This window comes from Ruficoccus sp. ZRK36, assembly GCF_019603315.1.
Taxonomy (GTDB): domain Bacteria; phylum Verrucomicrobiota; class Verrucomicrobiia; order Opitutales; family Cerasicoccaceae; genus Ruficoccus.
In genome coordinates, this window is sequence record NZ_CP080649.1 from 293,520 (window position 1) to 317,120 (window position 23,601).

General features: G+C 61.2%; 19 protein-coding genes. 8 read left to right on the forward strand and 11 right to left on the reverse strand.

Features of this window, described 5'->3' with window-relative positions; all coding sequences use genetic code 11:
* Positions 1-81 precede the first annotated feature (81 nt).
* From K0V07_RS01210 to K0V07_RS01220, 3 genes are all read right to left on the reverse strand, one after another.
* Positions 82-2,118, reverse strand: coding sequence for a heavy metal translocating P-type ATPase (locus tag K0V07_RS01210; RefSeq protein ID WP_220622710.1), 2,037 nt, complete (start codon positions 2,116-2,118; stop codon positions 82-84).
* 169 nt (positions 2,119-2,287) lie between these two features.
* Complete coding sequence (locus K0V07_RS01215) at positions 2,288-3,034, reverse strand: YgjP-like metallopeptidase domain-containing protein (protein ID WP_220622711.1); 747 nt, start codon at positions 3,032-3,034, stop codon at positions 2,288-2,290.
* A complete protein-coding gene (locus K0V07_RS01220; protein WP_220622712.1) occupies positions 3,018-3,725 on the reverse strand; it encodes a MazG family protein in 708 nt (235 codons plus the stop codon). Before K0V07_RS01220 ends, K0V07_RS01215 begins: the two co-directional genes overlap by 17 nt.
* A 195-nt stretch (positions 3,726-3,920) precedes the next feature.
* Between K0V07_RS01220 and K0V07_RS01225 the strand changes: the two genes are divergently transcribed.
* The 3 genes from K0V07_RS01225 (at position 3,921) to rsmA (ending at position 7,209) form a co-directional block, all read left to right on the forward strand.
* Positions 3,921-4,718, forward strand: coding sequence for an indole-3-glycerol phosphate synthase TrpC (locus K0V07_RS01225; RefSeq protein ID WP_220622713.1), 798 nt, complete (start codon positions 3,921-3,923; stop codon positions 4,716-4,718).
* A gap of 330 nt (positions 4,719-5,048) precedes the next feature.
* Positions 5,049-6,215, forward strand: coding sequence for a hypothetical protein (locus K0V07_RS01230; RefSeq protein WP_220622714.1), 1,167 nt, complete (start codon positions 5,049-5,051; stop codon positions 6,213-6,215).
* Positions 6,216-6,381: 166 nt separating this feature from the next.
* Positions 6,382-7,209: a 16S rRNA (adenine(1518)-N(6)/adenine(1519)-N(6))-dimethyltransferase RsmA gene (gene rsmA / locus K0V07_RS01235; protein ID WP_220622715.1), complete on the forward strand. Its 828-nt coding sequence runs from the start codon at positions 6,382-6,384 to the stop codon at positions 7,207-7,209.
* A gap of 95 nt (positions 7,210-7,304) precedes the next feature.
* On the opposite strand, the gene K0V07_RS01240 is transcribed toward rsmA, so the two are convergent.
* The 3 genes from K0V07_RS01240 to K0V07_RS01250 all read right to left on the reverse strand — a co-directional run bounded on the left by K0V07_RS01240 (position 7,305) and on the right by K0V07_RS01250 (position 11,853).
* On the reverse strand, positions 7,305-8,207 hold the full coding sequence (locus K0V07_RS01240; RefSeq protein ID WP_220622716.1) for a hypothetical protein: 903 nt from the start codon (positions 8,205-8,207) through the stop codon (positions 7,305-7,307).
* A gap of 195 nt (positions 8,208-8,402) precedes the next feature.
* Complete coding sequence (locus K0V07_RS01245) at positions 8,403-10,463, reverse strand: heparinase II/III family protein (protein WP_220622717.1); 2,061 nt, start codon at positions 10,461-10,463, stop codon at positions 8,403-8,405.
* Between the two features lie 112 nt (positions 10,464-10,575).
* Positions 10,576-11,853 carry a PLP-dependent aminotransferase family protein gene (locus tag K0V07_RS01250; RefSeq protein WP_220622718.1) on the reverse strand — a complete coding sequence of 426 codons (1,278 nt, stop codon included), beginning with the start codon at positions 11,851-11,853 and terminating at the stop codon, positions 10,576-10,578.
* A 10-nt stretch (positions 11,854-11,863) separates the two neighbouring features.
* On the opposite strand from K0V07_RS01250, the gene K0V07_RS01255 reads away from it, so the two are divergent.
* The 3 genes from K0V07_RS01255 to K0V07_RS01265 are packed head-to-tail and all read left to right on the forward strand — an operon-like array spanning position 11,864 to position 14,824.
* Complete coding sequence (locus K0V07_RS01255; RefSeq protein WP_220622719.1) at positions 11,864-12,790, forward strand: alpha/beta hydrolase; 927 nt, start codon at positions 11,864-11,866, stop codon at positions 12,788-12,790.
* Positions 12,783-13,337 carry a DJ-1 family glyoxalase III gene (locus K0V07_RS01260; RefSeq protein WP_220622720.1) on the forward strand — a complete coding sequence of 185 codons (555 nt, stop codon included), beginning with the start codon at positions 12,783-12,785 and terminating at the stop codon, positions 13,335-13,337. Before K0V07_RS01255 ends, K0V07_RS01260 begins: the two co-directional genes overlap by 8 nt.
* 20 nt (positions 13,338-13,357) lie before the next feature.
* Positions 13,358-14,824 carry an O-antigen ligase family protein gene (locus tag K0V07_RS01265; RefSeq protein ID WP_220622721.1) on the forward strand — a complete coding sequence of 489 codons (1,467 nt, stop codon included), beginning with the start codon at positions 13,358-13,360 and terminating at the stop codon, positions 14,822-14,824.
* Between the two features lie 104 nt (positions 14,825-14,928).
* Here the strand turns inward: K0V07_RS01265 and K0V07_RS01270 are convergent, their stop codons facing one another.
* Positions 14,929-15,951 carry a hypothetical protein gene (locus K0V07_RS01270; protein ID WP_220622722.1) on the reverse strand — a complete coding sequence of 341 codons (1,023 nt, stop codon included), beginning with the start codon at positions 15,949-15,951 and terminating at the stop codon, positions 14,929-14,931.
* Positions 15,948-17,468, reverse strand: a complete 1,521-nt coding sequence (locus K0V07_RS01275; protein WP_220622723.1) for a transglutaminase-like domain-containing protein — start codon at positions 17,466-17,468, stop codon at positions 15,948-15,950. The genes K0V07_RS01270 and K0V07_RS01275 overlap by 4 nt, the downstream gene beginning before the upstream one ends.
* A 104-nt stretch (positions 17,469-17,572) precedes the next feature.
* Here K0V07_RS01275 and K0V07_RS01280 point away from each other — a divergent pair, with 104 nt between their 5' ends.
* Complete coding sequence (locus K0V07_RS01280) at positions 17,573-18,949, forward strand: NAD(P)/FAD-dependent oxidoreductase (RefSeq protein ID WP_220622724.1); 1,377 nt, start codon at positions 17,573-17,575, stop codon at positions 18,947-18,949.
* Positions 18,950-19,157: 208 nt separating this feature from the next.
* Here K0V07_RS01280 and hisA read toward each other — a convergent pair whose 3' ends face one another.
* On the reverse strand, positions 19,158-19,892 hold the full coding sequence (gene hisA, locus K0V07_RS01285; protein ID WP_220622725.1) for a 1-(5-phosphoribosyl)-5-[(5-phosphoribosylamino)methylideneamino]imidazole-4-carboxamide isomerase: 735 nt from the start codon (positions 19,890-19,892) through the stop codon (positions 19,158-19,160).
* A gap of 102 nt (positions 19,893-19,994) precedes the next feature.
* Here hisA and K0V07_RS01290 point away from each other — a divergent pair, with 102 nt between their 5' ends.
* Positions 19,995-21,068, forward strand: coding sequence for a M42 family metallopeptidase (locus tag K0V07_RS01290; RefSeq protein WP_220622726.1), 1,074 nt, complete (start codon positions 19,995-19,997; stop codon positions 21,066-21,068).
* Between the two features lie 112 nt (positions 21,069-21,180).
* Here the strand turns inward: K0V07_RS01290 and K0V07_RS01295 are convergent, their stop codons facing one another.
* Both K0V07_RS01295 and clpX read right to left on the reverse strand, forming a co-directional pair.
* Complete coding sequence (locus K0V07_RS01295) at positions 21,181-22,095, reverse strand: hypothetical protein (RefSeq protein ID WP_220622727.1); 915 nt, start codon at positions 22,093-22,095, stop codon at positions 21,181-21,183.
* A 109-nt stretch (positions 22,096-22,204) separates the two neighbouring features.
* Positions 22,205-23,503, reverse strand: a complete 1,299-nt coding sequence (clpX, locus tag K0V07_RS01300; protein WP_220622728.1) for an ATP-dependent Clp protease ATP-binding subunit ClpX — start codon at positions 23,501-23,503, stop codon at positions 22,205-22,207.
* Positions 23,504-23,601 lie beyond the last annotated feature (98 nt).

Consider the following 23,601-nt stretch of genomic DNA (forward strand, 5'->3'; position numbering starts at 1 on the left):
TTCAGAAAACTTATTTTTCGGCTTTTTCATAAGTAATTGTTTTGTCGTCTATTAGAAAATTAAATGCCACGGCCCATTGCATTATCCCACATACTCCATGTCCTCCACACGGGCTGAGCGAGCAGCCCGCCATGAGACGAACAGGCTCGACCCGAGCATAAGTAGCGCAGCGGCAACTGGATGCAGGATACCGGCAGCCGCCAGCCCCATTCCCAGCACGTTATAAGAGAAGGCGAAAACAAGGTTTCCGCGGACGGCCTGACGGATACGGCGGCACGCCCGAATCGCAGCTGGCAGCACACGGAGATTTTCTCCGGCCAACACCGCCGAAGCCGTGGCCTTGGTCAGATCAGCGCCTGCGCCCATGGCAATTCCGCCCGAGCTGACGGCCATCGCGGCCGCGTCATTGACCCCGTCTCCGATAAAAATCACCGATTCGTCACGTGCTTCACAGTCTTTCACGAACTCGACTTTGTCCGCGGGCAACATCCCGCCACGCACCGTGACCCCGGCCAGTTCGGGCCAGCGGGGCTGGGGATCGCCACTGACAATCGCCAGATTAACGCCTAGCGTGCGCAGCTCGCCCATCACAGACTCCGCATCGGCCCGGAGCTTCTCCTCCAATGCGGCGATAGCCGCAGGCCGCCCATCGCAGGCGACATAGAGCAGACGCTTCGCCTGCGGGCTTTCAGCGGCTTCCTTGATAAAGGACTCCCGAACCTCGGCAGGCATCAAGTCCAGCGCACCGATCAGCAAGGCGTGGGAGACGCCGTCCGCCCCCTGCACGGTAGCGCTCAGCCCCTGTCCGGGGATGAGCTTCGAGTCCGTCACCTGACAGGCAGCGACTTCGCCCGCATCAGCTCCGAGGGACTTCAGCGGCTCGGCCACGGGGTGGCGGATGGGGCGCTCGGCGGCCTCGATCCAGGCACGCAGCCTTGCACCGTCAAAGTCCCCCAGCGTCCGGAACTCTGCCAGGGCGAGGCGTTCGCCAGAGAGCGTCCCGGTTTTATCAAAGACCAGGTGCCGCGCGCTGGCCATCGCATCGAGAAAATCCCCAGAGCCACAGACCAGACCGAGGCGGGAAAGATTCATCAACCCGCTCCACACTGCAATCGGTGTAGCCAGCCCGAGCGCACAGGGGCAGGCCACCAGCAGCACGGCCATGGCATCAAAGAGCGCCTGCTGCCACGGAGCAAAGGCTAGCCAGCCGAAGAAGGTCGCCGCCGACACCAGAATGACAAAGGGCACAAAGTAACGCGTCAACCGGTCGGCCTGGGCCTGAAGCCGCGAGGGGCGCAGGCGGGCCTGCTCGATCGTGGCGAGGATGGCATCGAGCTTGCGAGAGCCACTCAGAGCACGGGCCTCGATCTCCAGAGTCGCGTCCACCGCGTAGCTGCCCGCGAAAACATCATCCCCCACCCCACGGCGGGCCGGTTCGGTCTCACCGTTAATAGCGGTTTCGGCCACATAGCCCTCGCCGCTCAGGATACGGCCATCGACGGTGACCGGTTCGCCGGGTGCGACCCATACACGCTGCCCGGTCTGGAGCTGGGAGAGGGGCACGAGCTTACGCCCCTGTGGCCCGCAGGCGGGCACCCACGCCAGTTCAAAGTCCGTCCTCAGCCGCTGGGCCGCTTCCAGAGCCTTCGCGCGCGAGCGGGCGCCGAGGGTTTTACCGATGGTGTAGATCGCCAAGACGATGGCCACCACCTCATAGTAAAGACTACCCGTGCCCGTCAGGCTGGAGAGCAGCGAGCCACCAAAGGCCCCGAGCATGGTCAGGGTGAAAAGCGCGTCCACCGTCAGCCGCCCCTTACGAAGCGCCCGCCAGGTCTCCGCAAACAGCGGTGGCCCGAGCAGGGCCATTACGATCACGGCTGAGAGAAAGAGTGCGCCGTTCAGGAGCCAGTAAACCGGTGAGCCAAATTCCGGGCGCGGGTCGGCGGTATTATACCCCAGTCCGAAGATCATCCCCTGCCCCGCAATGACGAGTGCGATGGCGACCTTTAGCCACGTCTTGCTCCAGTTCTCATCCCCTACCGACAAGCCCGGAGCCTCGTCATCATGACAACAGCAGGAGACGTCGGAGATAGGAGCAAGCTGGGCTGAAGCTGGCAATGCGAGAGAGATGATTCGGATTATAGGTCGTTATAAAGAAAAAGCAAGCGGTCGAAAGCTTAGGTAGCGAAAAAATGCTACACATCGCTCTCAAGTGAGAGTCTCTCCTCCATGCATCAGACCGAACGCGAAGGCAAGCCCATGAGAAATTTTAGGGTCACGGGGCCTGCTACAGCCTGCCCAGTGGCATGAGGCGGGAGGCTGCTGGGTTGAGCTGGGAGTTGTGCTGGTCAGTGCGCGCATCGTAGCTGCGCAGCAGATTCCAAAAGCGCGGGCTGTGGTTCATCTCGGTGACGTGGGCCAACTCGTGCAGGATAACGTGGTCCTGCAGATTCGGACGCAGCAGGACGAGCCGCCAGTTCAGAGAGATCGTGCGGCTGCTGGAGCACGAGCCCCAACGGCTGGACTGGTCGCGCACGGTGACGCGCCCGATCGTCAGCCCATGCTCGGCGGCGAGGTCGCGCGTACGCTTCTCGACCGCTTCGGCAGCAAAGGCCCGCACGAGGGCGACCAGTTCGGCTTCCCGGTCCTTATCAGCACGCAGGCGCAGCTGGATCTCCCCGGTCTGCGTATCATAGATATAGAAAGGCTTGGCGCGGGTGAGCTGGAGGCTCAGCCGCAGGACATGCCCGAGCCCGTAGAGGCGCGGGTTGGCCTCCAGATACTGGGTGAGTGAGCAGCGCGACGGGTTTTGCTTAAAATTCTCCTCCAGCCAGGGCCCCTGTGAACGCAGGAAGGCCATTGCCTCGGCCATGGGGCAACGCCAGGGCACGGAGAGGACCGCGTGGTTGCGCAGCCCGATAGAGAGTTTGATGTGGCGCGAGCCTTTATAGCGACGCACCTCATAGGGGACCAGCACGGGGCCCTGCGAGGTCTCGACTTCGGTGAGCTTCAGATTGTCAGCTTTTAGCGGCACGGGCTTCGGTCTGGTCCTGGACGGTTTGCGTGAAACGCCGCAGAGCCGACTCCGGATCAATCCCGGACAGACGGCAGGCCGCAGCCAGCTCAAAGAGCCGTTTACCCGCCTCTTCTTCGGTAAGCTGAGCGGAAAGCGTTTCAATCGCGTGTTTATCCACGCTGGCAGGCGCGGGCAATTGCTTTTTGACGATCTGCTTGTAGACGTCGCGGGCGGTCAGCAGGGCGCTCAGGCTCGGGGGCAGATGCTTAAAAAGGCCTTCGCTCTGCACGCCGTTCTTTTTCTCCTGCGCCTTGATCTGGTCCCAGGTCGTCAGCACGGCCTCGGAATCCTTCAGATCGAGGTCCCCAAAGACATGCGGGTGGCGGCGGATGAGCTTCTCGTTGATCTCGGCAGCCACGGCTTCGAGGTCAAAGTATCCGGCCTCCTCGGCCATCTGGGCATGCATCACGACCTGCAGCAGCAGGTCGCCCAACTCTTCACGCATGTGAGGCATGTCGAGGCGGTCAATGGTTTCCAGCAGCTCGGCGACCTCCTCGACCAGACAGTCGCACAGCGACTGGTGCGTCTGCTCGCGGTCCCACGGACAGCCATCGGGAGCACGCAGGCGGGCAACGGTGCGGCGCAGCGCAAAAAGCGCGCTTTCGCCGGACGCTGTTTCCGGGGAAGGACTGGCAGAGGTCTCGCTCATAGTATGCTCCAACCTGTACGTTAATGGTGCAAAGGCAAACAAACCCGACGCTTTCATGGCTAAAGTCGCAGCCATCAACCGCTTTTTACCGACCGGAGGGTACATCATTTAGGCATTGAAAAAGTGCTTTCCGACGGGAAGGCTTCCCACTTTGCCCGGTCACAGGCCGGACTCTCCCACTCCCAGTCTTCAACCATGGACAAGTTGACCGAAATCATGGCGCATAAGCGCGAGGAAATCGCTCCCCGCCTGCGCCCCGTGAGCGACGCCGAGCTGGCCCGCTTCGGCGACCGTGCCCCCAGCGGCCCCGGCTTTATCGAAGCCCTGGCCGAGGCCCCCGGCCTGGGTGTGATCGCCGAGATCAAGCGCCGCTCGCCCTCCGCCGGGCAAATCGCCGAGCTGCCTGCCGCTGAGGAGCAGGCCCGCAAGTACCTCAATGCCGAGGCCGACGCCATCTCCGTCCTGACCGACGAGAAGTACTTCGGAGGCACCCTGAAAGACCTCTGGGCGGTGACGGACTTTATCGGTGACCACCGGCGCTCCACCCCGTGCCTGCGCAAGGACTTCATGGTCCACCCGCTGCAGGTACTTGAGGCCGCCGAGGCCGGAGCCCGCTGCATCCTGATCATCGTACGCGCCCTCAAGGACGACGAAATCAAGCGCCTGCGCGACGCCGCAGACATCGCCGGGCTGGACATCCTCTATGAGATCCATACGGAGCCAGAGCTGGAGCGCGCATTGCGCTTCGGACCGGAGATGATCGGCGTCAACAACCGCGATCTGGCGCGCTTCCGCACCGATCTGGCATTTTCCGAGAAGCTCATCCCGCAGATCCCCGATAACATCCTCGCTGTCAGCGAGAGCGGGATCTTTACCCCCGAGGACGGATACCGGGTATTCGAAGCCGGGGCCAAGGCTGTTTTGATCGGAGAAGCACTGATGAAACTCGACGAGCCCGAGGAGCTGGTCGAGGCCCTGCATAACGCGGGCTAATTGTTACAATTGTTACAATTGTTACATCTGTGTTGTTTTCGTTTCGAACCCTAAAAGTTGGATTGCTTCGTTAAAATCTCTGCCTCAAAAAGTCTTGGTCTATGACTAGAAATCTGTCGGCTGGTTTTCCTGCAAAGACAGAGAAACTGCATCCCGAGGGAGGGCGCACCCGCGCCACCAATCCCGACAGGCTGCTAACAAGAGTTCTGTTCCATGACCCGTTACGCTCTGCAGGCCATTACCAAGCAATGAACCTGATGCTTTCCAGCCTGTCGGCGCGTAGCCGTTACTACGCTCTACTATCCGCGCCTGGCGCACAACTGTCTCACTATGTCTGAATTCTTTATGATCCTCGGCTTCGCGCTGGCGGCCTATGCCATCGTCGCGAACGACTCGATCCAAACGCTCGGGACCTACCTGTCCTCGAATGCCAAACGTCCGTGGTGGATCCTCTGGATATGGATCTCCGGCATCATGGTGGTCACGGTCACCTGGGGCTGGATGGCCAACGGCGGTGACCCGGCCTTTGGGCGACTGGCTGCCAAAAAGATCGAGATGCCGGCCGCCTTCACCTGGCTCTTTGTGCTGCCGCCCCTGGCCCTCGTGATCCTGACGCGTATGGGCATCCCCGTCAGCACCTCGCTGCTCGTCTTGACGGGCTTTAAGGCCCTGGTAGCCGCCCAGCACGGCAAGAGCACCGCTGGCGCCATTGACCTCTTTGAAACCATGATGCGCAAGTCGCTGGTCGGCTACGGCATCGCCTTCGTGCTCGGTCTGGTCATCTGCCTTTTCATCATCAACCGGATGGAAAAACGGATCTATGAGGAAGGCGAACACCACAACAGCCTTCACCCATTTTGGACCGTATTCCAGTGGGGGTCGACAGGGTTCCTGTGGTCGATGTGGCTCGTCCAGGACCTTGCTAATATCTTCGTCTACCTGCCCCGTCAGCTGACATGGTGGGGGCTGGCGCTTTCGCTGGGTGGCATGGTCCTGCTGCAGGGCTACCTCTTCCGCGAACGCGGCGGTAAGATCCAGAAGATCGTTACCTCAAAGACCAACACGCTGGACGTCCGATCGGCGACGTTCATCGACTTGATGTATGGGCTCGTGCTGCTGTTCTTTAAGGTGGACTACATCCCGAAGCTCTTCGCTGCCGCCGGCCTGCAAGTGCCCTGGCCTCAGAAGATGCCGATGAGCACGACCTGGGTCTTCCTCGGTCTGCTGGCCGGACGTGAAATCGCCCTCGCCCTGCGCATACACCACCGCAAGAAAAAGAAGCTCACCAACATCGTCTTCTCCGACGCCGGTAAGGCCTTCTTCGGCTCCGTGGTGGCTATCGTGCTGGCGATGTTCCTGCCGATGCTGACCCCCTTCACCAGTGAGGGAGAGATCCCCCAGCCGAAGGCAGCCATCGAGCAGTCTGTCGATGCCACAACGGCCCCGGCGGTAGAGGTACCTGCCGCCACGCCTTCCACTGAGCCAGCGGCTAAGTAAGCCCCTCTAAACGGCGCTTTCAGGAAGCTAAATTTCTTGAGCCTGCGGACGATGGCAGAAATTGCCTGACACCCGCAGGCTCATTTTGTTTATAAAGCTACCGGTGATCCGCCTGACGCGGAAGCCGCACCACAATAACCACACCATCAAGAAACACCCATCGGGCATGCTAACCCTGTCTCAGACCCGCGAACGCCTTCAGGCGCTTGGCATGCACCCCAGCAAAAAGCTCGGGCAGAACTTCCTCGTCGACCCCAACATCGTCCGCAAATCCCTGGAGCTGGCTGAAATCCGGGCCGGGGATGCCGTGGTCGAAGTCGGCCCCGGTCTGGGCACCCTGACCGACGGGCTCCTGGAGAGCGGAGCCGAGGTCTACGCCGTAGAGCTGGACCACCGGCTCGCCCCCGCCCTGCAAGAACGCCTCGCCAACGAATCCCGCTTTCACCTGACCGAGGCAGACGCCATGGACAAGCCGCGGGCGGACTTCCCCGGCGATCGCCCCTTTAAGATCGTCGCCAACCTCCCCTACGCGATCTCCACCCCATGGATGGAGCAGATCCTCGCCGGGCCGCTGCCGCAGCGGATGGTCCTGATGCTCCAAAAAGAGGCCGCCGACCGCTTCACCGCCGAGCCCGGTGGTAAGAACATCGGCGCGGTCAGCCTCTTCCTCGCTGCCGCCTACCGCCGCCGACCCGGCCACGCCGTGGCGCGCTCATGCTTTTACCCGGCCCCGGATATTGACTCCGTGCTGCTGCACCTGGAGCTGCGGGAGGATCCCTACTGCTTCGACGCCGCCACCCGGGGCCTCATGCGCAAATTTTTCACCCAGCGTCGTAAGCAGATCGGCGCACTCGCCCGACAGGCCAAGCTACCCGCCCTCAATGGCTGGCTCGATGCGCTTGAGGCCGCCGGTACGCCCCCTAGCCTGCGCCCGGAGGCCCTGCCCCTGGAGGCGTGGATAACTCTCGACCAGACGCTACGAGAGGACGCCTGAGACAGGCTGACAAAAAAGCCGCGACCCTCGTTGAAGGTCGCGGCTGAAAGGATGTTTAAAAACGTTTAGCCGGGATTGTATCCGTCGCGCGAATACTACCGACGGCGGCGCAGGCCGAAAACCAACAGGCTAAGGGCTGCCAGACCGAGCAGGACGGAGGTGGAGCGAGACTCCGGAATCGCGACCACGGAGTCCCAACTGGTACCGACGCGCAGATCATCAATGTAGACATCGGCACCGGCGTCATTGAAGTAGGTACGCACCCCAATGCCCTGGAAACCTTTCGAGCCCTCACCCGGCGTGGTCACCGTAGCAGTGATGCTGGAGGAGGTGGTGTTTTCATCGCTGGTCGTCGGATTGAGCCAAACCGTTGTGGTTTCGTAAACACCAGCCGTAGAGTTCCAGCCGGTATACTTGACCACAGCCAGATAAGTCTGACCATAGTTGAGGACCGTCTCGACACTGCTGTCATCCCCATTATTGCGGGCCTGAGTCTTCGAGTTGGCTCCGTTGACAAAGAGCAGGTTGTCGTTGATGGCATCGTAGTTCTCGCCTTTAGCGGCCATCGTGATGGTATTATTACCACCAGCCTGACCGGAGGTTTCGCCTTCTGCGCCCACCACCTGGAAAAGGAAGCTCACGTAGTAATCCTGCCCCGAGGTATCAGCCGAGGTGAAGGCGGCACGCTGCGTGGCGTTCTGCGTGTTGCCACCGGTGAACATCAGGGAGTTACCTCCGCCCAGCGTGTGGCCTTCCAGGTCATAGGTCAGAGATTTGCTGGAGACCTCAACCGTGGCCAGACCCGAGCCATTCGTCCAGGAGTAGGCCCAGCCGGTGCCGCCGTTCTGGCCACCAATGGCGGTTCCACTGGTGTAAGAGTCGAAGTCGTCGATCGCCACCAAGTCGGCTTGAGCCGCCGGGGCAATGCCGCCCAGCAGAGCCACGGTGAGGGCTGCGGCGGAGATGAAGTGCTTTCGCTGAAGTTGTTTCGCTTTCATGGGATGATGAATCGCAGGGGTTATCTTTGTATCCTGCCGCTCAAACGGCAGACGAAATAGACGCAGGAATGATTGCGTGAGTGGAATCTCACCCATCCAGGTGTGGACTGACAACAGGCGCATAGCTCAACTCGTTGAGCCAGGTCACAATTCTCGCTTCGTTAGGAAAAACGAGTCCGCGCCGTGGGCTTGCCTTTACTTTGCAGGTGTGTCGGCAGCGTCTGAAGTACTCTCGGCCTCCGGCACCGTGAAGGTGGTCGTCATCGACAGCGACGTAATACCCTCGGGGAAGCTCAGCTCCAGGGTCGCATGCTCGCGCTTGAAGGAGCGGAACTTGATCGTATGGTCCCAACGCTGGCCAGCCGTCACCTCGAAGGGCTGGTCGGACTCGATGTCGATCAGGACCTCCGGTGTTTCCAGCACATCCGTCCCCTCCGGGCGGGGAGCATCCTGATTCTTCCAGGAGCCGATCCAGGCCGGGTACTCCTGACGGTCTGCAGGGACACGGATACGCGCGGTGCACGGGTCCGGCCGCTCAATGACAGGTGCCTGCTGCCCGGCGAAATGCCAGGTCAGCTGAGGCTTTAGCGGGGAGCCGCCCTGGGTCGTGCTAAACGCGTCGTTGACGATCAATTCGTCCACCGTCCAGGTAACTGTGCGCTCATAGTCCGGGAGGGCCGGGTAGGCTTGCCCGAGGTTCACCCGCACCTCGGCACCGTCGGCGTCGGCATACTCGACCGCGATGTCAGCGGGGGCCTTGCGCGGATTCGACTGCTCTTCCAGTCGCATCACATTGTGCCCGAGAGCTGTATCGAAATCGGTTTTCTTCTCGGGTAGGGCGTAGCCGGGCGTACCGCTTTCGATCAGCACCGGCTGGCCGCGCACGATGAAGTTCACGTGGCCACGGTCATAGTTATCGTGAAAGTCTTCGCCATCGCCACCGCGTACCCAGACACCGCTGGCGTCATTCTCCCAGCTGCTGCGCCAGACAAACATGCGCGTGCGCTCAAACAGGCCCCATGCGGGCGGCCAAGGCAGGCTTTTGGAGTTCAGGTCGATCCCCATCACCAGCAACCCGAAGAAGTCATAGGTCGGGCGGCCCGTTTCACTGATCAAAACCTTTACCAGGCCCTTGCTGCCGGAGAGGGCGGCCAGACGAGTGACCTCGGTCCGTGCGCCGGTGTAGTGCTTGCGCTGGCCGGGGAAAACGTCCGAGGCGTTGACGTAGTTGCTGCCCGGCTGGAAGTACAGGCTCAGGTAATCGGGGAAGTTCTTGAAAAACGCGCTCTGGGCAAACTCGTCATCCCCGGCCACCTCCATAAAGTGGCTGGCCAGAAAGAGAGAAATACTTGTCCAGGTCATGGCGTAGGTGTAGCCCTCGCTCATCGAGCCGTCATCGCCGACCACGGTCATGCTCTTGCGCAGGCACTCGACCCCGAAGTCGAAAATATCCTGATACTCCTCGCGCCCCAGCATGACAGCACCCGCCACCATACCACTGGCCGGAACGACCCACTGGTTCGAGTTCACGGCCTCCTTGATCATGTACCACGAGCGCTTGGCTTCCCAATCGGAGCGCGTCAGCTCGATCTCTTCGCGAACGCGTTCACGCACGGCCTGCTCCAGGTCCTCGGGCAGCGTCCCCTCGGGTAAAATCTCGTCCATGATGGCCAGCCCCTGCAAGAGGGCCCCCGTGGAAAGCCATACGCCGTCACCCTCCTCCGGGAGGCGGTTCACCCGGCTGGCGATGGTCCAGCCCGGCCGTTGAAACGGCTTCCAGGTGACGACTTCACGCAGCTGCTCGATCAAATGCTGCTTGCAGGCTTCGCTATCCGTCAGGCGAATGGCAGCCGCGAGCAGAGGCAGCTCCTCCAGCATGCGCCGGGCGGTGCCGGTGTCCGATGAGGCCAGGGCGAAACGCTCGGCGTAGTGGTTGACCTCCTCGTCCGTCGCGTCCCATTTGAGGCGGTTGCGCATGACGGCCTCCCCTTTGACGCGGGCGTCAGCCACGCGCACCTCTTCGCTCCGGCCCATGTCCTCCATGCTGTAGGAGCGGACCATGACCGGCCCTGCGGCGACAGCCTCGGCGCGCTCCAGTATCTGCTGGACCACATCGTTCGAGGCGTAGGGGCGGAGGGTATCAAGCTGCGCGCCAAATGTCTCGGCAGAAGCAGCGGAAAGAACGGGCGAAAGGGAAAGGAATGCCACGCATACGGCGGCGAGCAACGGGGACTTCATCGAGGGAAAACAATGCATGGGACAATCAGATTTGCAAATCAAGCACCCCGCAACCGCAGACCCGTTAAACTCGTTGAGTCTGGAGATGTTTTGGACAATACCGCTCCCGCCTCAGTCGCGGGGTCGCCCCCTACTCGCGGCAACCCGACTCTGCCACCGCCGTGAAGCGTCCCGTCGCCTCAGTCAGCTTCTCGCGGGCAAGCGCCCCGAAGCTGAGGCGGGCGAAGTTCTTCGGCTCGCCCTCGGCCACGCATAAATCACCGGGCACATAGAGCACGCCGTTGGCCAGACAGGCTTCGCAGAATGCCGAGCCCATCGAGAGGTCCATCCCCTCGGGAGCGCGCAGCCAGTAGTACAGGCCGCCTTCGGGCTGCTGCCAGCTCCAGCCCCTCTCCCGCAGGGTAGAGCCCTCCAGGGCCTCACCCATCAGGCGGGCCTTTTCGCGGTAGTTTGCGCGCACGCGCTCCAGATGGCCGGGGTACTCCCCGGCAGCCATCACGTCCTCGATGATGGCCTGGTTAAAGTTCGACGTGCCAAAATCCTGATGCCCCTTGAGCCAGAGCATCCGCTCCAGCCACTGCGGGTGCGAGCAGACGCCGTAGCCGACCTTCAGCCCGGTGGCGAAGGGCTTGGTAAACGTCCCCAGATACAGACGCGGCAGGTGCTCAAACTCGGGCAGGCTAAAGATACTCGGGGCCGGATACGGCTGGGAGAACCACAGCTCGCGGTAGGCCGCGTCCTCAATTACAGGCACGGAGACGGCGTGATCGATCAACGCGCGCCCGAGAGCCCGCTTTTCTTCGACAGGGACGCTGCGCGAGGAGGGGTTGCCGAAGTAGCTGTTCAGGTAAAAGGCCTTGATGCGCTCTGCGCCATACTCACGCTTGAGCTTGAGGAAAAAGTCCGGCAAGCGGCTGAAATCCGTCCCTCCATCAGGCAGGGCGGGCAGCGAAACCGGACGAATACCCAGCCCGCGGCACAGCTCCAGAAACACAAAGTAGGTCGGCTGCTGCACGAGGACGATGTCCCCCGCATCGCAGAGGCTCTGCATGGCCAGGTAGAGCGCCTGCTGGGAGCCATTCGAGATAAAGACCGACTCCGGGCTGAAGCGCTCGGATGCGACCTCGCCACGGCTGGCGTTGAGCCAGTTAGCGACCTCGATCAGCAGACCCGCACGGCCCCTGTTCGTCCCATACTGCAGGTAGTCAGGCTCGCGCAGCTCGCTCCCCATCCGATTCACCGCACACTGGACAAGCTCGACCGGTAAAGTGATATTATCGGTAAAGCCGGCCGCCAACGAGAGCAACTCAGCGTTGTCGAGGGCCCGGTGCATCAGGTCCGTGATCACCGGCTCGGTAGCCCGACGGCCCAGTTGCGAAAATGACAGGGAATGCGAACACTCTTTCACGGCCCAGACCATGACGCCCCACCCCAACCCTGACAAGCGGGAAGCTAGCCCACCCCGGAACGCCCCGGCTAAAAGCTTGCGACGCCTGCTGACATGCGAAATCTTTCCCTCTCCCTTTCGTACCCATAATCCCGTCCTCCACGCCTTGCAGACCGTCGTCGTTTTTTTCCTCGTTTTCGTGCTCGTGCTCTATGCCTGCATGGCATTGTTCGCGCTGTTTTTTGCCCACGGAATGATTTTCCGCCCACCGGCGCCGACCTATCAGGCTGACGCGCCGGGTGTATTCATGCTCCCCCTGGCCAATGGCAACCGGATCGCGGCCCGATTTTACCCCAATTCGCAAGCCGACAAGTTTCTGATCGTAAGCCACGGCAACGGTGAAGACATGGGCAGCGACCTGGAGCTGCCCGAGCGTCTGCGGGAAATGGGGTTCAACGTAGTCGTCTACGACTACCCCGGCTATGGTGCCAGCGATGGTCGCCCCAGCGAGCAGGGTTGCTACGAGGCCATCGAGACCGTCTACGACTGGCTGCTCAAGGAGCAGGGAGCCACACCGGAGCAGATTGTGCTCTTTGGGCGTTCGCTCGGGGGCGGCCCCACCGTCGAGCTGGCCACCCGCAAGCCCGTGGCAGGCGTCATTCTGGACGGGACCTTTACCAGCACTTTCCGGGTCATGACCCGCGTACGTCTGCTCCCGTGGGACTGCTTCAACAACATCGCCAAGATCGACCGCATCGGCTGCCCATTACTGATCCTGCACGGCACCGCTGACCGGACGGTGCCCTTCTGGCACGGAGAGGCACTCTTCGCGCAGGCCAGCCAGCCCAAGACACGCCTCTGGGTGGAGGGAGCCGGTCATATCAATTTGATTGAAGTAGCCGCCAAGCGTTATTCTGATGCGGTCATCAACTTCAGAGAAAGCCTGAACCATGAGTAAAACCGCCCTCATCATCCTGCACGAAGGCTTCGAGGAGATGGAAGCCATCGCCCCGATCGACATCCTGCGCCGTGGCGGCATCGCAGTCACCGTCGCCAGCCGCGAGTTTCACGCTACCGTCAAGGGCCGCAGTGACATCAGCGTAAAGGCTGACATGCTGCTGGATGAAGCGCTCAAAAGTACCTACGACTGCCTGCTGCTACCGGGTGGCCCCGGCGTGGCCAAGCTGCGGGAGGATCGCCGCGTGCTCGACGCCCTCACCCGCTACCAGCAGGAAGGCCGCCTCATCGCTGCGATCTGTGCCGCCCCGCTCTGCCTGCTCGATGCCGGGCTGATTCCCGGCCGCCCCTACACCTCCCACCCCGCCACGCAGGGCGAGCTCCCCGGCCGCGACACCTCGCGCCCGGTCGTCATCGACGGAAACATCATCACCTCGCAGGGAGCGGGCACCGCTACCGCCTTTGCGCTGGCCGTACTGGCACAGTTGACCGACAAGGCCACCGCCGACGAAGTCGCTGCCAGCATCTGCCTGTCCAACCCACAATAAACGCTCGCCCCAGCCCCGTCGTGCTCGAAGAAGAATTTCCCTCCCCAGGTCCAAAGACATCAGGCGAAAAAGCCGTCCAGTGGCACATCATCGCATTTGGCCTGCTGTCCATTCTGCTTTTCGGCGGAGCCGCCAGCTTTTCGGTCCCTTATCTGGGGGCGCTGGGCTGGATCGGCATGGTCATCTACTTCTGGCACTGCTCGGATCTGAACGACCACAGCACAAGGCCCCGGCTGACCTACCTGTGCTACATCGCCCCCGTGTTGATATGCATAGCCGTATACATCATCGGCATCTGGCACCCGCCGGTGGAGGAGATCGAAGAAGGCGGCGTCACCTATCTGCTGCTGCATGAGATCCGCAGCTGGCTACCGGTGACCACCCTCCCTCTCGAAACCTGGTCGGCCATATTTCTGGCCAGCGGGATCTATATGGCCGCGCTAAATATGCTGCTGGTCATCTCCGTCGAGGATGTCACCCGGCGCATTCTACTGATCCTCGGCATCTGCGTCACGATCCTCGCAACCATCGGCTACCTGCAAGCCATCCTGAAAAGCGACAACCGTTTGCTGGGCTTTATCTACGTCCCCACGGGCAGCTATTTCTCGGTATTTCCGCACCCGCACGGCTGGGCCTCGTTTGCGCTGCTCTGGACTGGTGCCATGATCGGACTGGGCTCGCACTACATCCGGCACATGCGCTTCCGGGTTTTCCTGGACCGCGGGGGCATCTGGTTTCTGGTGGCCGTGGCTATTCTTATCTCGTCGGTTATTTGTACCGGGACAGGGCTGCACCTGCTGTGCCTCAGCTTCCTGCTGAGCCTGGCCTGCTTCGACACCTTCAGCAATCTCCGCTCACGCAAGAAGCTGGCCAAGCTGCTGTTCTTTGTGGCGGGTTTTGCCATTCTCGCGGGGGGTGTCGCGCTCTTTGCCTATCGGCTGCCACTGGCGACACAGAGCCTGTTCTCCATAGACATGATCCCCAGCGTCGGCCTCAGCTGGCAGGAACAGTACCTCATCTACAAGGACACCTGGGAGCTCTTTATGGACAAGCCCGTCTTCGGCTGGGGCGCTGGCTCGTTCCGCACGATGATGACCTTTTATCAGGAAACCGAGCTGGGCACCAGTGTCTACCAGGCCGCCCATAATGACGCCCTCCAACTGCTGGTCGAGTATGGCCTGCTGGGCGCGCTGGCCTGGATCATTGTTCCAGCCATCGTCTTTATCCGCTTCCTGCGGCTCAAGGCACAACGGCCGCTGAGCTGGTACCTGTTCGGGACCTGCACCCTCGGGCTGATCCTTGCGATGGCCGGTTTCCCGTTCCGCTTCCCGGCCTTCGCGTTTTCCTTCCTGCTGCTGTGGTTTCTGGCCTACCGCTGGTCGGTCATCCCCCACCTGAAGACCTCCGACATCCTGCGCCCGCAACTGGTCTTCACCAGTGACCGCCTCCCGCACCAACGCGCGCACTCAGGCAAGCACCGCCGATAAGGTTTACGATGGTGAGTGAAGCGCGCAGGAGTGCCAGAGCCGCCTGAAACAGCTCTGGCGCTGCGCGGCTAAAGAAAGCCACCCTCCGGAAAATCGCGACGGGCTTATTCCGTCTTCTCGGTCTGCTGCAGGTCCTCAAAGGTAATCGCCGGAGCCTTCATCGGGTCACGGAAAAACACCGGGCGCATCTCTTTGTCGTCAATGCGGGCCAGCAGGATGCCGTGGCCCTTGACCTCGAAGTTACCGTCCGCATCGGCAAAGGTTGTGCCGAGCGCGCCCTTGTAGCAGACGACCTGCAGGTTCATCGAGTTATCCATCTGGAAACGGTCGAACTCCTGCTCGGCGGTCAGCTGACCACTACCGCCCGCACTGGATGAGCCGGATGAAGCGCTCCGGTTGGCCCGGAGAATAGCGCGGCGGCGCAGGGAGTCATAGCGACGGACAAGGCGCTGGTAATCCTGCATGTACTCGCTGAATGAAGCCAGCCAGTTAATGTCGGCCTTGGCCTGAAGGACACGCTGCTCGTTACTGGACTCGGTCTCACGCACAAGCAGCTCGTAATCGGAGCGCATGTTCTCGCCGATCTGGTTAAGCCCGGTGATCATATTTCCGAGCGTCAGCGCAGCGATGGGCTTGGCGTAGCGCTCGTAAAGGGATTCACGGCTCTCAAAATCGCGCAAGTCGCTGTTCACAGTGAAAGAAGACGTCATCCGGGGCGGCACCTCCTCCTGCAGACGGGTCAGCATCTTTTCAAGGCGCTCGCGATCACGGTCACTCATCAGGTCCAGCCCGTCGCTCTCGGTCTCACCGGGGGCAGCGGCAGGCTCTTCATCCGCCTCGGGCTCGGGCGGGGCCAGCATCTCAGAGTAGAGCTTGTGCTGCTGACTCAGGAGCATAATCAGCTCCGGCGTCAGCTTATCCAAAACAATGATCTCAACCGTCGACAAATCGACATCCGGCATATCCTCCAGGACAAGCCGCCCGCTGGTGTAGGGCACCACTTTGGGGGCCGGGGGTGCGGGCGGGGCCACTTCAACAGGGGCAGGCTGCTTTTTCGAGCAACCCGCAGGTAATACGGCCGCGGCGGCCAGGCTGACAAAACACAGGAGGCGGAGGGGTGTATTCATTTTTCGGATACGATTTCAACGTTAATTTGACCGATCAATTCAAGCAATTCGAGACCGATTTCAGAGATAGAGGTTTCCTGGAGGGATGACGTCATCAAGGCCAGGCGTGTCGGTGCGCACTCGGACTCACGCATCGCCGCGTCAAAGTCCACCCACTGACCATCCAGACGAAACTGGGTCCACATGTGGTAGCCCATGACGTTTTCGCGGGCCTTACCGTCCACATCGACCATCCGTGGCAGATAGACCAGGCCAGCGACGACCCGCGTAGGCAGCTGCCACACACGGCCGAGGGCGGCCAGCAGCACGGCATGCTCACTGCAGTCACCCTGCGGGTCGCGGGCGACCTCGCTGGCCGTGGCAAAGCCCACAGTCAGATTTTTATCCTCGATGTAATCAGAAACGAATACACGCAGGCGATCAGCCAGCGCGACCGGGTCCGCATCCGCATCCTGAGGAGCGGCCCTCTTGGCCAGCTCGATGACCTTCTCGTCGTCCGAGTCCAGGATCAAGTTCGAGCTGCGGTACTCCGCAAAGGCATTCGGCCCGAGCTTCTCCATCTTACGCGCCAAGCCCTCATGGTCAGCCCGCGTCACGGTGACATTAAACTGCCCCACGCCGAGGCGCTCCACCTTCTGGTAATCGCCCTGCGGCAGGCTCAGGTCCGGGTCGGCCCCATCCACGCTGACATGGTAGACCACTTCGGTCGCATCGGCGGGGATCGCCTTGTTGAGCTGAACCAGATTGGATTCAAAAATTTCCGCCGGGGCAAACCCTGTCAGCGCTGTTTCCTCGTCGCAGGAGATCATTTCCATCGGCATCCCCATGATCGAGGCCGAGGTTTTCAGCACCCGATAGTCTTCATCGGTCCAGATCGTCGTGCTGAAGTCCGTAGCCCCCAGCTGGATGTCCATCTGGGCTTTCCAGGCGGTAACGGTGCGCTGGCCGAGCGCAAGCTCCTCCTGACCGATCACACGATAATCAACATCGACGGCGGCGTCCGTCGTCAGGGAGGGGCTGTACATCTTTGCGCTGAACGACTGCCCGGCCTCCAGAGGTGTGTCCAGGGTGCGCAGCATGAGCCCCCATGTCATCAACGCGCCAGCGGGATAAGGCAGCTCGCGGCGTTGACCGCGCCCCTGCTGGCTAAGGGTGAGCGTCAGCGTCCCGTCCTGAATCTCACCACTCTGGACAATCGGCTGGCCTGCCATGGCGACCTCCACGCTGAATGCCTCCGGCTCTCCGGCGAGGGTTTCAGTCGTTTTCTCCAGGGTTTCAAAGACCATCGGCACGGCCCCTCGGCGGATCTCCATGTAGGTCTTTGTCTCAGTCATCACATGAGAGCCATCACGCGTCAGGCTGAGCCGGGAGTAGCCGACCTTGTTCCCCAGCAGATAGACCTCCATCCACTCTTCCGAGAACAAGCCCTCTGGTGGGTCCTGCGGATCAAAGGGCAACCCAGCCTGAGCAACAGGGGGTAGCAGGACGAGCAGGCAAACGGCGAGCAGGGCTTTCATCAAATCCATCATTGTAAGGACAAGCAGAGCCGTTAGACTAAGTGTTCGCATCCTCACCGCAATGCTTTATCCCGCCGTCACACGTCTACCTGTAACAAAAAGCCATGCCTGAACATTTTGATTATATCGTCATCGGAGGCGGCAGCGCCGGCTATGCCGCCGCACGCACCGCCCGTGAAACCCGTGAACGCGTCGCCATCGTCGATGCGGCGGACACGCTGGGCGGGCTCTGCATCCTGCGTGGCTGCATGCCCTCCAAGACCCTCATCTACTCCGCCGAGATCCTTCATCTGGCGAAGCTGGCCGACCGCTTTGGGCTGAACATCCCCGTGGCCAAGGCCGACATGCCGCGCCTGCACCAGCGTAAGCTCGACACGATCGCCGAGTTCGCCGAGTACCGGCAGGAGCAGCTCGCCTCGGACCGCTTCACGCTCTACCGCAGCAAGGCGAGCTTCACCGGTGCACGCGAGCTGACGATCGCCGATGGCACCGTCCTGACCGCAGACAAGTTCATGATAGCCACCGGCTCATCGGTCGCCTGGCCCCCCGTGCCCGGCCTGAAGGAGTCTGAGCCCTGGACCAGTGACGACGTGCTCGAGCTGGACCACCTGCCCGAGTCGGTCATCGTGCTCGGGGGCGGAGTCGTCGCCTGCGAACTGGCGCAGCTGTTGCATCGCCTGGGCTCCCGCGTCACGCAGATCCAGCGCAGCCCGCACATTTTAAAGGAGCATTCCCCCGAGGCGAGCACCGTGATCGAGGAGGTCTTCCGAGGCGAGGGCATCGAGCTGATCACTGACACGCAGCTTCAGCAGGTCGAGCGCACGGAAAAGGGCTTCCGCGTGACCTTCGAGCATGCGGGCAAGACCATCGTCCGCGAAGCCGCTCACTTACTAAACGCGCTCGGCCGCAAACCTGCCACCGATGGCCTAGGACTGGACAAGGCAGGCATCGAGCTGCGCAAGTCCGGACACATCGTGACCAACGAGCTCCAGCAGACGACCAACCCCGATGTCTATGCCGCCGGGGACGTCGCCGGGCCGCACGAGATCGTCCACGTCGCGATCCTGCAAGGCGAGTTGGCCGCACGCCACGCCACCGGGCGCACCGCACAGCCCGTTGACTACGACGCGCTCGTTTCCATCGTTTTCACCGACCCGCAGATCGCCTACGTCGGCATCCCGGAGCCCGACCTGAAGGAGCGCGGCATCGACTACGTAAGCGCGGACTACCCCTTTGACGACCACGGCAAGTCCATCCTCATGGAGGCCAAGCACGGCTTTGTCAAAATCCACGCCGAGAAGAGCACCGGGCGCGTCGTCGGTGCCGAGTGCGTGGGCAAGGACGCCTCGGAGCTCATCCACAGCCTCGCCGTCGGCGTCGCCCTCAAAGCGACCGCCGCCGACCTGCTAAAAACACACTGGTACCACCCCACGCTCTCCGAGATCTGGACCTACCCGCTCGAAGACGTGCTGGATGGATAGACTTTTATGGGAGCTACGCGCCCCCATACCCCGCGGCAGCCGAGGGCTGCACTTTCGATGCTGCGCATCGTGTCAGCAATTACCTTAAGCAGCGACGCTGCTTAAGGTAATCGCTGAGCAAAGCATCAAAACGGAGTCCCACCATTGTAGAAAGTGAAGTGGCTCATTGAATGTCAAATGGCGAACCTGTACCAGAGAACACCCCACTCTATGCCGTAGGAGTAGCCACTTTCAGGGCTTCATCGACGGTGAACTTCTTTTCGTAGAGGGCCTTGCCGACGATGACACCGTCGAGATTGGAAAACTTCTGGGCCATTTCAGAATAGACCACCAGGTCGTGCAGATCGCTGACTCCGCCCGAGGCGATGACCTGGATCGGCACGGCGCTGAGCATTTCCTCCTGCCCCTCGAAATTCGGCCCGACCATCATGCCGTCAGTGCTGATGTCGGTGTAAATGATCCGCTGCACACCGGCCTCGGCCAGCTTCTCGGCGAAGCTTATGGCGGGCATATCGGTCACCTCGACCCAGCCGCGCACGGCGACCTTGCCTTCGCGGGCGTCGATACCGATGGCGAGGTTTTCCGGCCAGCGCTTGACCAGCTCCTCGACAAAGGCGTGGTCCTTGCAGGCACGGGTACCGACCACAATGCGGCTGACACCGGCGGCCAGCAGGGCCTCGGCGTCCTCCAGCTCACGGATACCGCCTCCAAACTCGACCTTCAGGCCCAGATCGGCAATGCCCTTGACGACGTCGAAGTTCGCGGGTTTGCCCTTAAAGGCCCCGTCGAGGTCCACCACGTGCACCCACTCCGAGCCAGCAGCCTTAAAAATACGGGCCGGCTCCAGCGGGTCGTGAAAATACTCGGTTTCCTGGTCTTCAAGACCCTGTGTCAGGCGGACGCAGGCGCCGTGTTTGATGTCGATTGCGGGATAAATCCTCATAGTGTTCCGGGGTAAAGGGTTAAGAGGTATAAGGCCGTCCAGCAGATTGCCCATCAAAAAAACATTTTGCGATAGGCGTCTTTTTGGACATTTTACTCCCCTATGGCCAAAAAACAAACGACAGTCCCCTCTTTTCTCAAAGCCCTGCTCGATGCACGCTCGCCTACCGGCGCCGAAAACGAAGCTCAGGACGTGCTCGAAAAGTACCTCAAGCCCGCCGCTGACAAGTACGAAAAGGACCGCATGGGCAACCGCATGGCCACGCTCAACCCCAAGGGCGACCCCACGCTCATGCTCGCCGGCCATATGGACGAACTGGGCCTGATCATCCGCTATATCGACGACAAGGGCTTTGTCTACTTTGACGTGCTCGGCGGCCATGACCGCATCATGATCCCCGGTCGGCGCGTCGTCGTCCTGAGCAAGAAGGGCGACGTCACCGGTGTCACCGGTAAGCGCGCCATCCACCTCATGAGCCCCGAGGATCGCAAGAAGGTCCCCGAAATCCACCAGATGTGGATCGACATCGGTGCCAAGAGCCGCGATGAGGCCCTGGAGCGCGTCTCCATCGGCGACCCGGTCGTCTACCAGCACAACTTTGAGCTGATCTCCGGCACGGTCGGCGCTTCGCGCGCCTTTGACAACAAGAGCGGCTGCTACGTGGTCAGCGAAACCCTGCGCCGTCTGGCCCAGACCAAGAAGAAGCTGACCGCCAAGGTCGTCAGCGTCGCCACCACGCAGGAAGAAATCGGCACGCGCGGGGCCGTCACCTCCAGCTACGCGATCAAGCCGGACTTCGGGATCGCCGTGGACGTCGGTCACGCCACCGACCACCCGGACTGCGACCCGAAGCAGTACGGCCTGCAAAAGCTGGGCGGGGGTCCGATCATCGGCCGTGGCCCGAATATCAACCCCTTTGTCTTCGAGCGGCTGGTCAAGTGCGCCGAGAAGGAAAACATCCCCTACCAGATCGAGTGCGAGCCGCGCCCGACGGGCACCGACGCACGCGCCATCCAGATGGCTGGCGAGGGTGTCGCCGCCGCCGTGGTCTCGATCCCGCTGCGCTACATGCACACGCCCAGCGAGGTCGTGGATCTGGCTGACGTGGAAAACACCGTCAAGCTGATCACCGCCTTTGCGCTCAGCCTCAAAAAGAGCGAAAAGGGCATCTGGTAAGCCAGCCCACCAGCACCGGTTTTACTCCCCCATCTGGGGACAACAAAAGCCCGCCGAATTGGCGGGCTTTTTTATGTCGGGAAATAGAACCGGGAAAAGAAGTCCAGGCCACTCAGTTCATATTCATCTCAGGACGCGGCTGCATCTCTGCGAACTGGGGAGCGGGCTTGCTGTTGGCCATGACCTGGAGAATCCGGTGGCTGTAGGGGGCGAGATTGATCGAGATCGTGACGTTACCGAAGACACCTGAGCCGATCGTTTTCGGGCCACCGGGCTCCTTGTTCACACCGGGCTGCTCCGGGAAAAGCTTCGAAACTGTGATCATGATGCCCGCCAGCTTCCACTCACCGTTGGTTTCGGTAAAGAGCGCGCCGCCGTTGTCATAGGAAACGGCCTGCGCCTCGAAGGTCGTGCGGGTGGCCGGGTTTTCCGTAAAGTCAGTGATGATCAATGCGCCCAGCTTGGGGTGCGGCATGACGTTAGACACGAGGTTCGTACCCCAGCTGATGATGCTGCCTTCGTTCGAGAGGACCCCTCCGGCATTGGCCTCGCCACGGGTCGGGACCTCTGTCCATGTGATCGGTTGCGCCGTTTTATCCACATACCAGTAGGTCACATGGTCTTCACAATCGCGCCCGGCTCCGACCATGATGACGTTTTCACCGGGGCGCGGCGTTTGGCTGATCATCGGCAGTACCGGCATCTCCGGGGCGTTTGCCAAGCGGAACAGGCGCAGCTCCGTATCGGGAAATTTATAATCGTTCACGCCGTCCCACTCGTAGGTGACACCGTCGAGCGTGAAGGTCTTGGCGGGCAGGTGGCGGGCCGTCAGGACCCAGCCCTCGCCCAGATAAACACCTGAGGCCGAGCCATTGAAGCCAACACGATCAAAGCCCGGATCGGCGGGCTCACCATTGAGCCCGGTCGGTGCGGTGCGATTGCCCCCCGGATTTCCGCTGTTGACCAGCGCACATACAGGTAGCGCAGCGGTCAGCATAACCGCCAAGAATAGATTACAGGTACGCATACAGAATGCGCGTTCCTTCTATATGAGGCCGTCACCCCACGCAATCAATTAGTGCAAAGACAGGACGCAATAAGCCCATCTTTTATTTTGTGCGTATACGAAAAGCGTATCAGGCAGCTGGCTCGTCGGCCTCGCTCTGCTGACCACGGCGCTTGACCTGCGGCTTGCGGGTACCCCGTACGACCGGACCGCTGATGATGACCTCCTCGATGGTGTCGTCCTGCGGGATGTCGTACATGATCTCCAGCATGATCTGCTCCATGATAGCGCGGAGGGCGCGGGCACCCGTCTTGAGCTCGAGTGCTTTCTTGGCGATGGCGGCAACGGCGTCCTTGGTAAAGCGCAGCTGCACATTTTCCATCGAAAAGAGCTTGGAGAACTGCTTCACGAGCGAGTTGCGCGTGTTTTGCAGGATGTGCTCGAGGTCAGACTGGGTCAGCTCGTTGAGCACGGAAACCACCGGCAAGCGGCCGATGAACTCCGGGATCATGCCGTAGCGGACGAGGTCCTCGGGCTGAACAAGGCCCATCAGGGCATCGCGCCCCTCGACCCGCTCGGACTCAGCCTGCCGGTCGAAACCGAGGACTTTCTTCCCCGCGCGGTCAGAAACGAGTTTTTCCAGGCCGACAAAGGCCCCACCACAGATAAAGAGGACGTTAGCGGTGTTGAGCTGGATGTACTCCTGGTTCGGGTGCTTGCGCCCACCCTGCGGCGGCACGTTACACACGGTGCCTTCGAGGATCTTCAGGAGAGCCTGCTGGACACCTTCACCGGACACATCGCGCGTGATCGAGACGTTGTCGGTCTTGCGGCCGATCTTGTCGATCTCGTCCACATAGATGATCCCGCACTCGGCCTTGCGCACGTCAAAGTTAGCCGACTGCAGCAGGCGCAGGACGATATTTTCCACGTCCTCACCCACATAGCCAGCCTCGGTCAGCGTGGTGGCATCGGCGATGGCAAAGGGCACATCAAGCAGCTTGGCGAGGGTCCGCGCGAGCAGGGTCTTACCGCTGCCAGTCGGGCCGATGAGCAGGATATTGCTCTTCTCGATCTCGACATCATCGAACTCCGGGGCCAGCGAGACCTCGGACTTGTTCATGATGGACTGAAGGCGCTTGTAGTGGTTGTAAACGGCTACCGAAAGAACCTTTTTGGCGTGGTCCTGACCGATGATATAATCGTCCAGGTGCTCCTTGATGGCGACGGGCTTGACCAGGTTGAACTGCTGGCCCTGGGGCTCAGGCTGAGCACCGCCCTCTTTCAGCTCGCGGTCGATAATCGTCTTACAGACCGTGACGCACGAGTCACAGATGTACACCCCGGCCGGTCCCGCAATCATCTTGCGGACTTCGTTCTGCGACTTACCGCAGAAGGAGCAGAAGGTCATCTTTGTGGATTTAGCCATAACAACAGGGAGTCTGTTTATCGACAGACGAAAGGAAGAGGTTTAGGAAAAAACCGCGATTGTGCAACTGCAATAACCGCGGGCGGCGGAACGCCAAG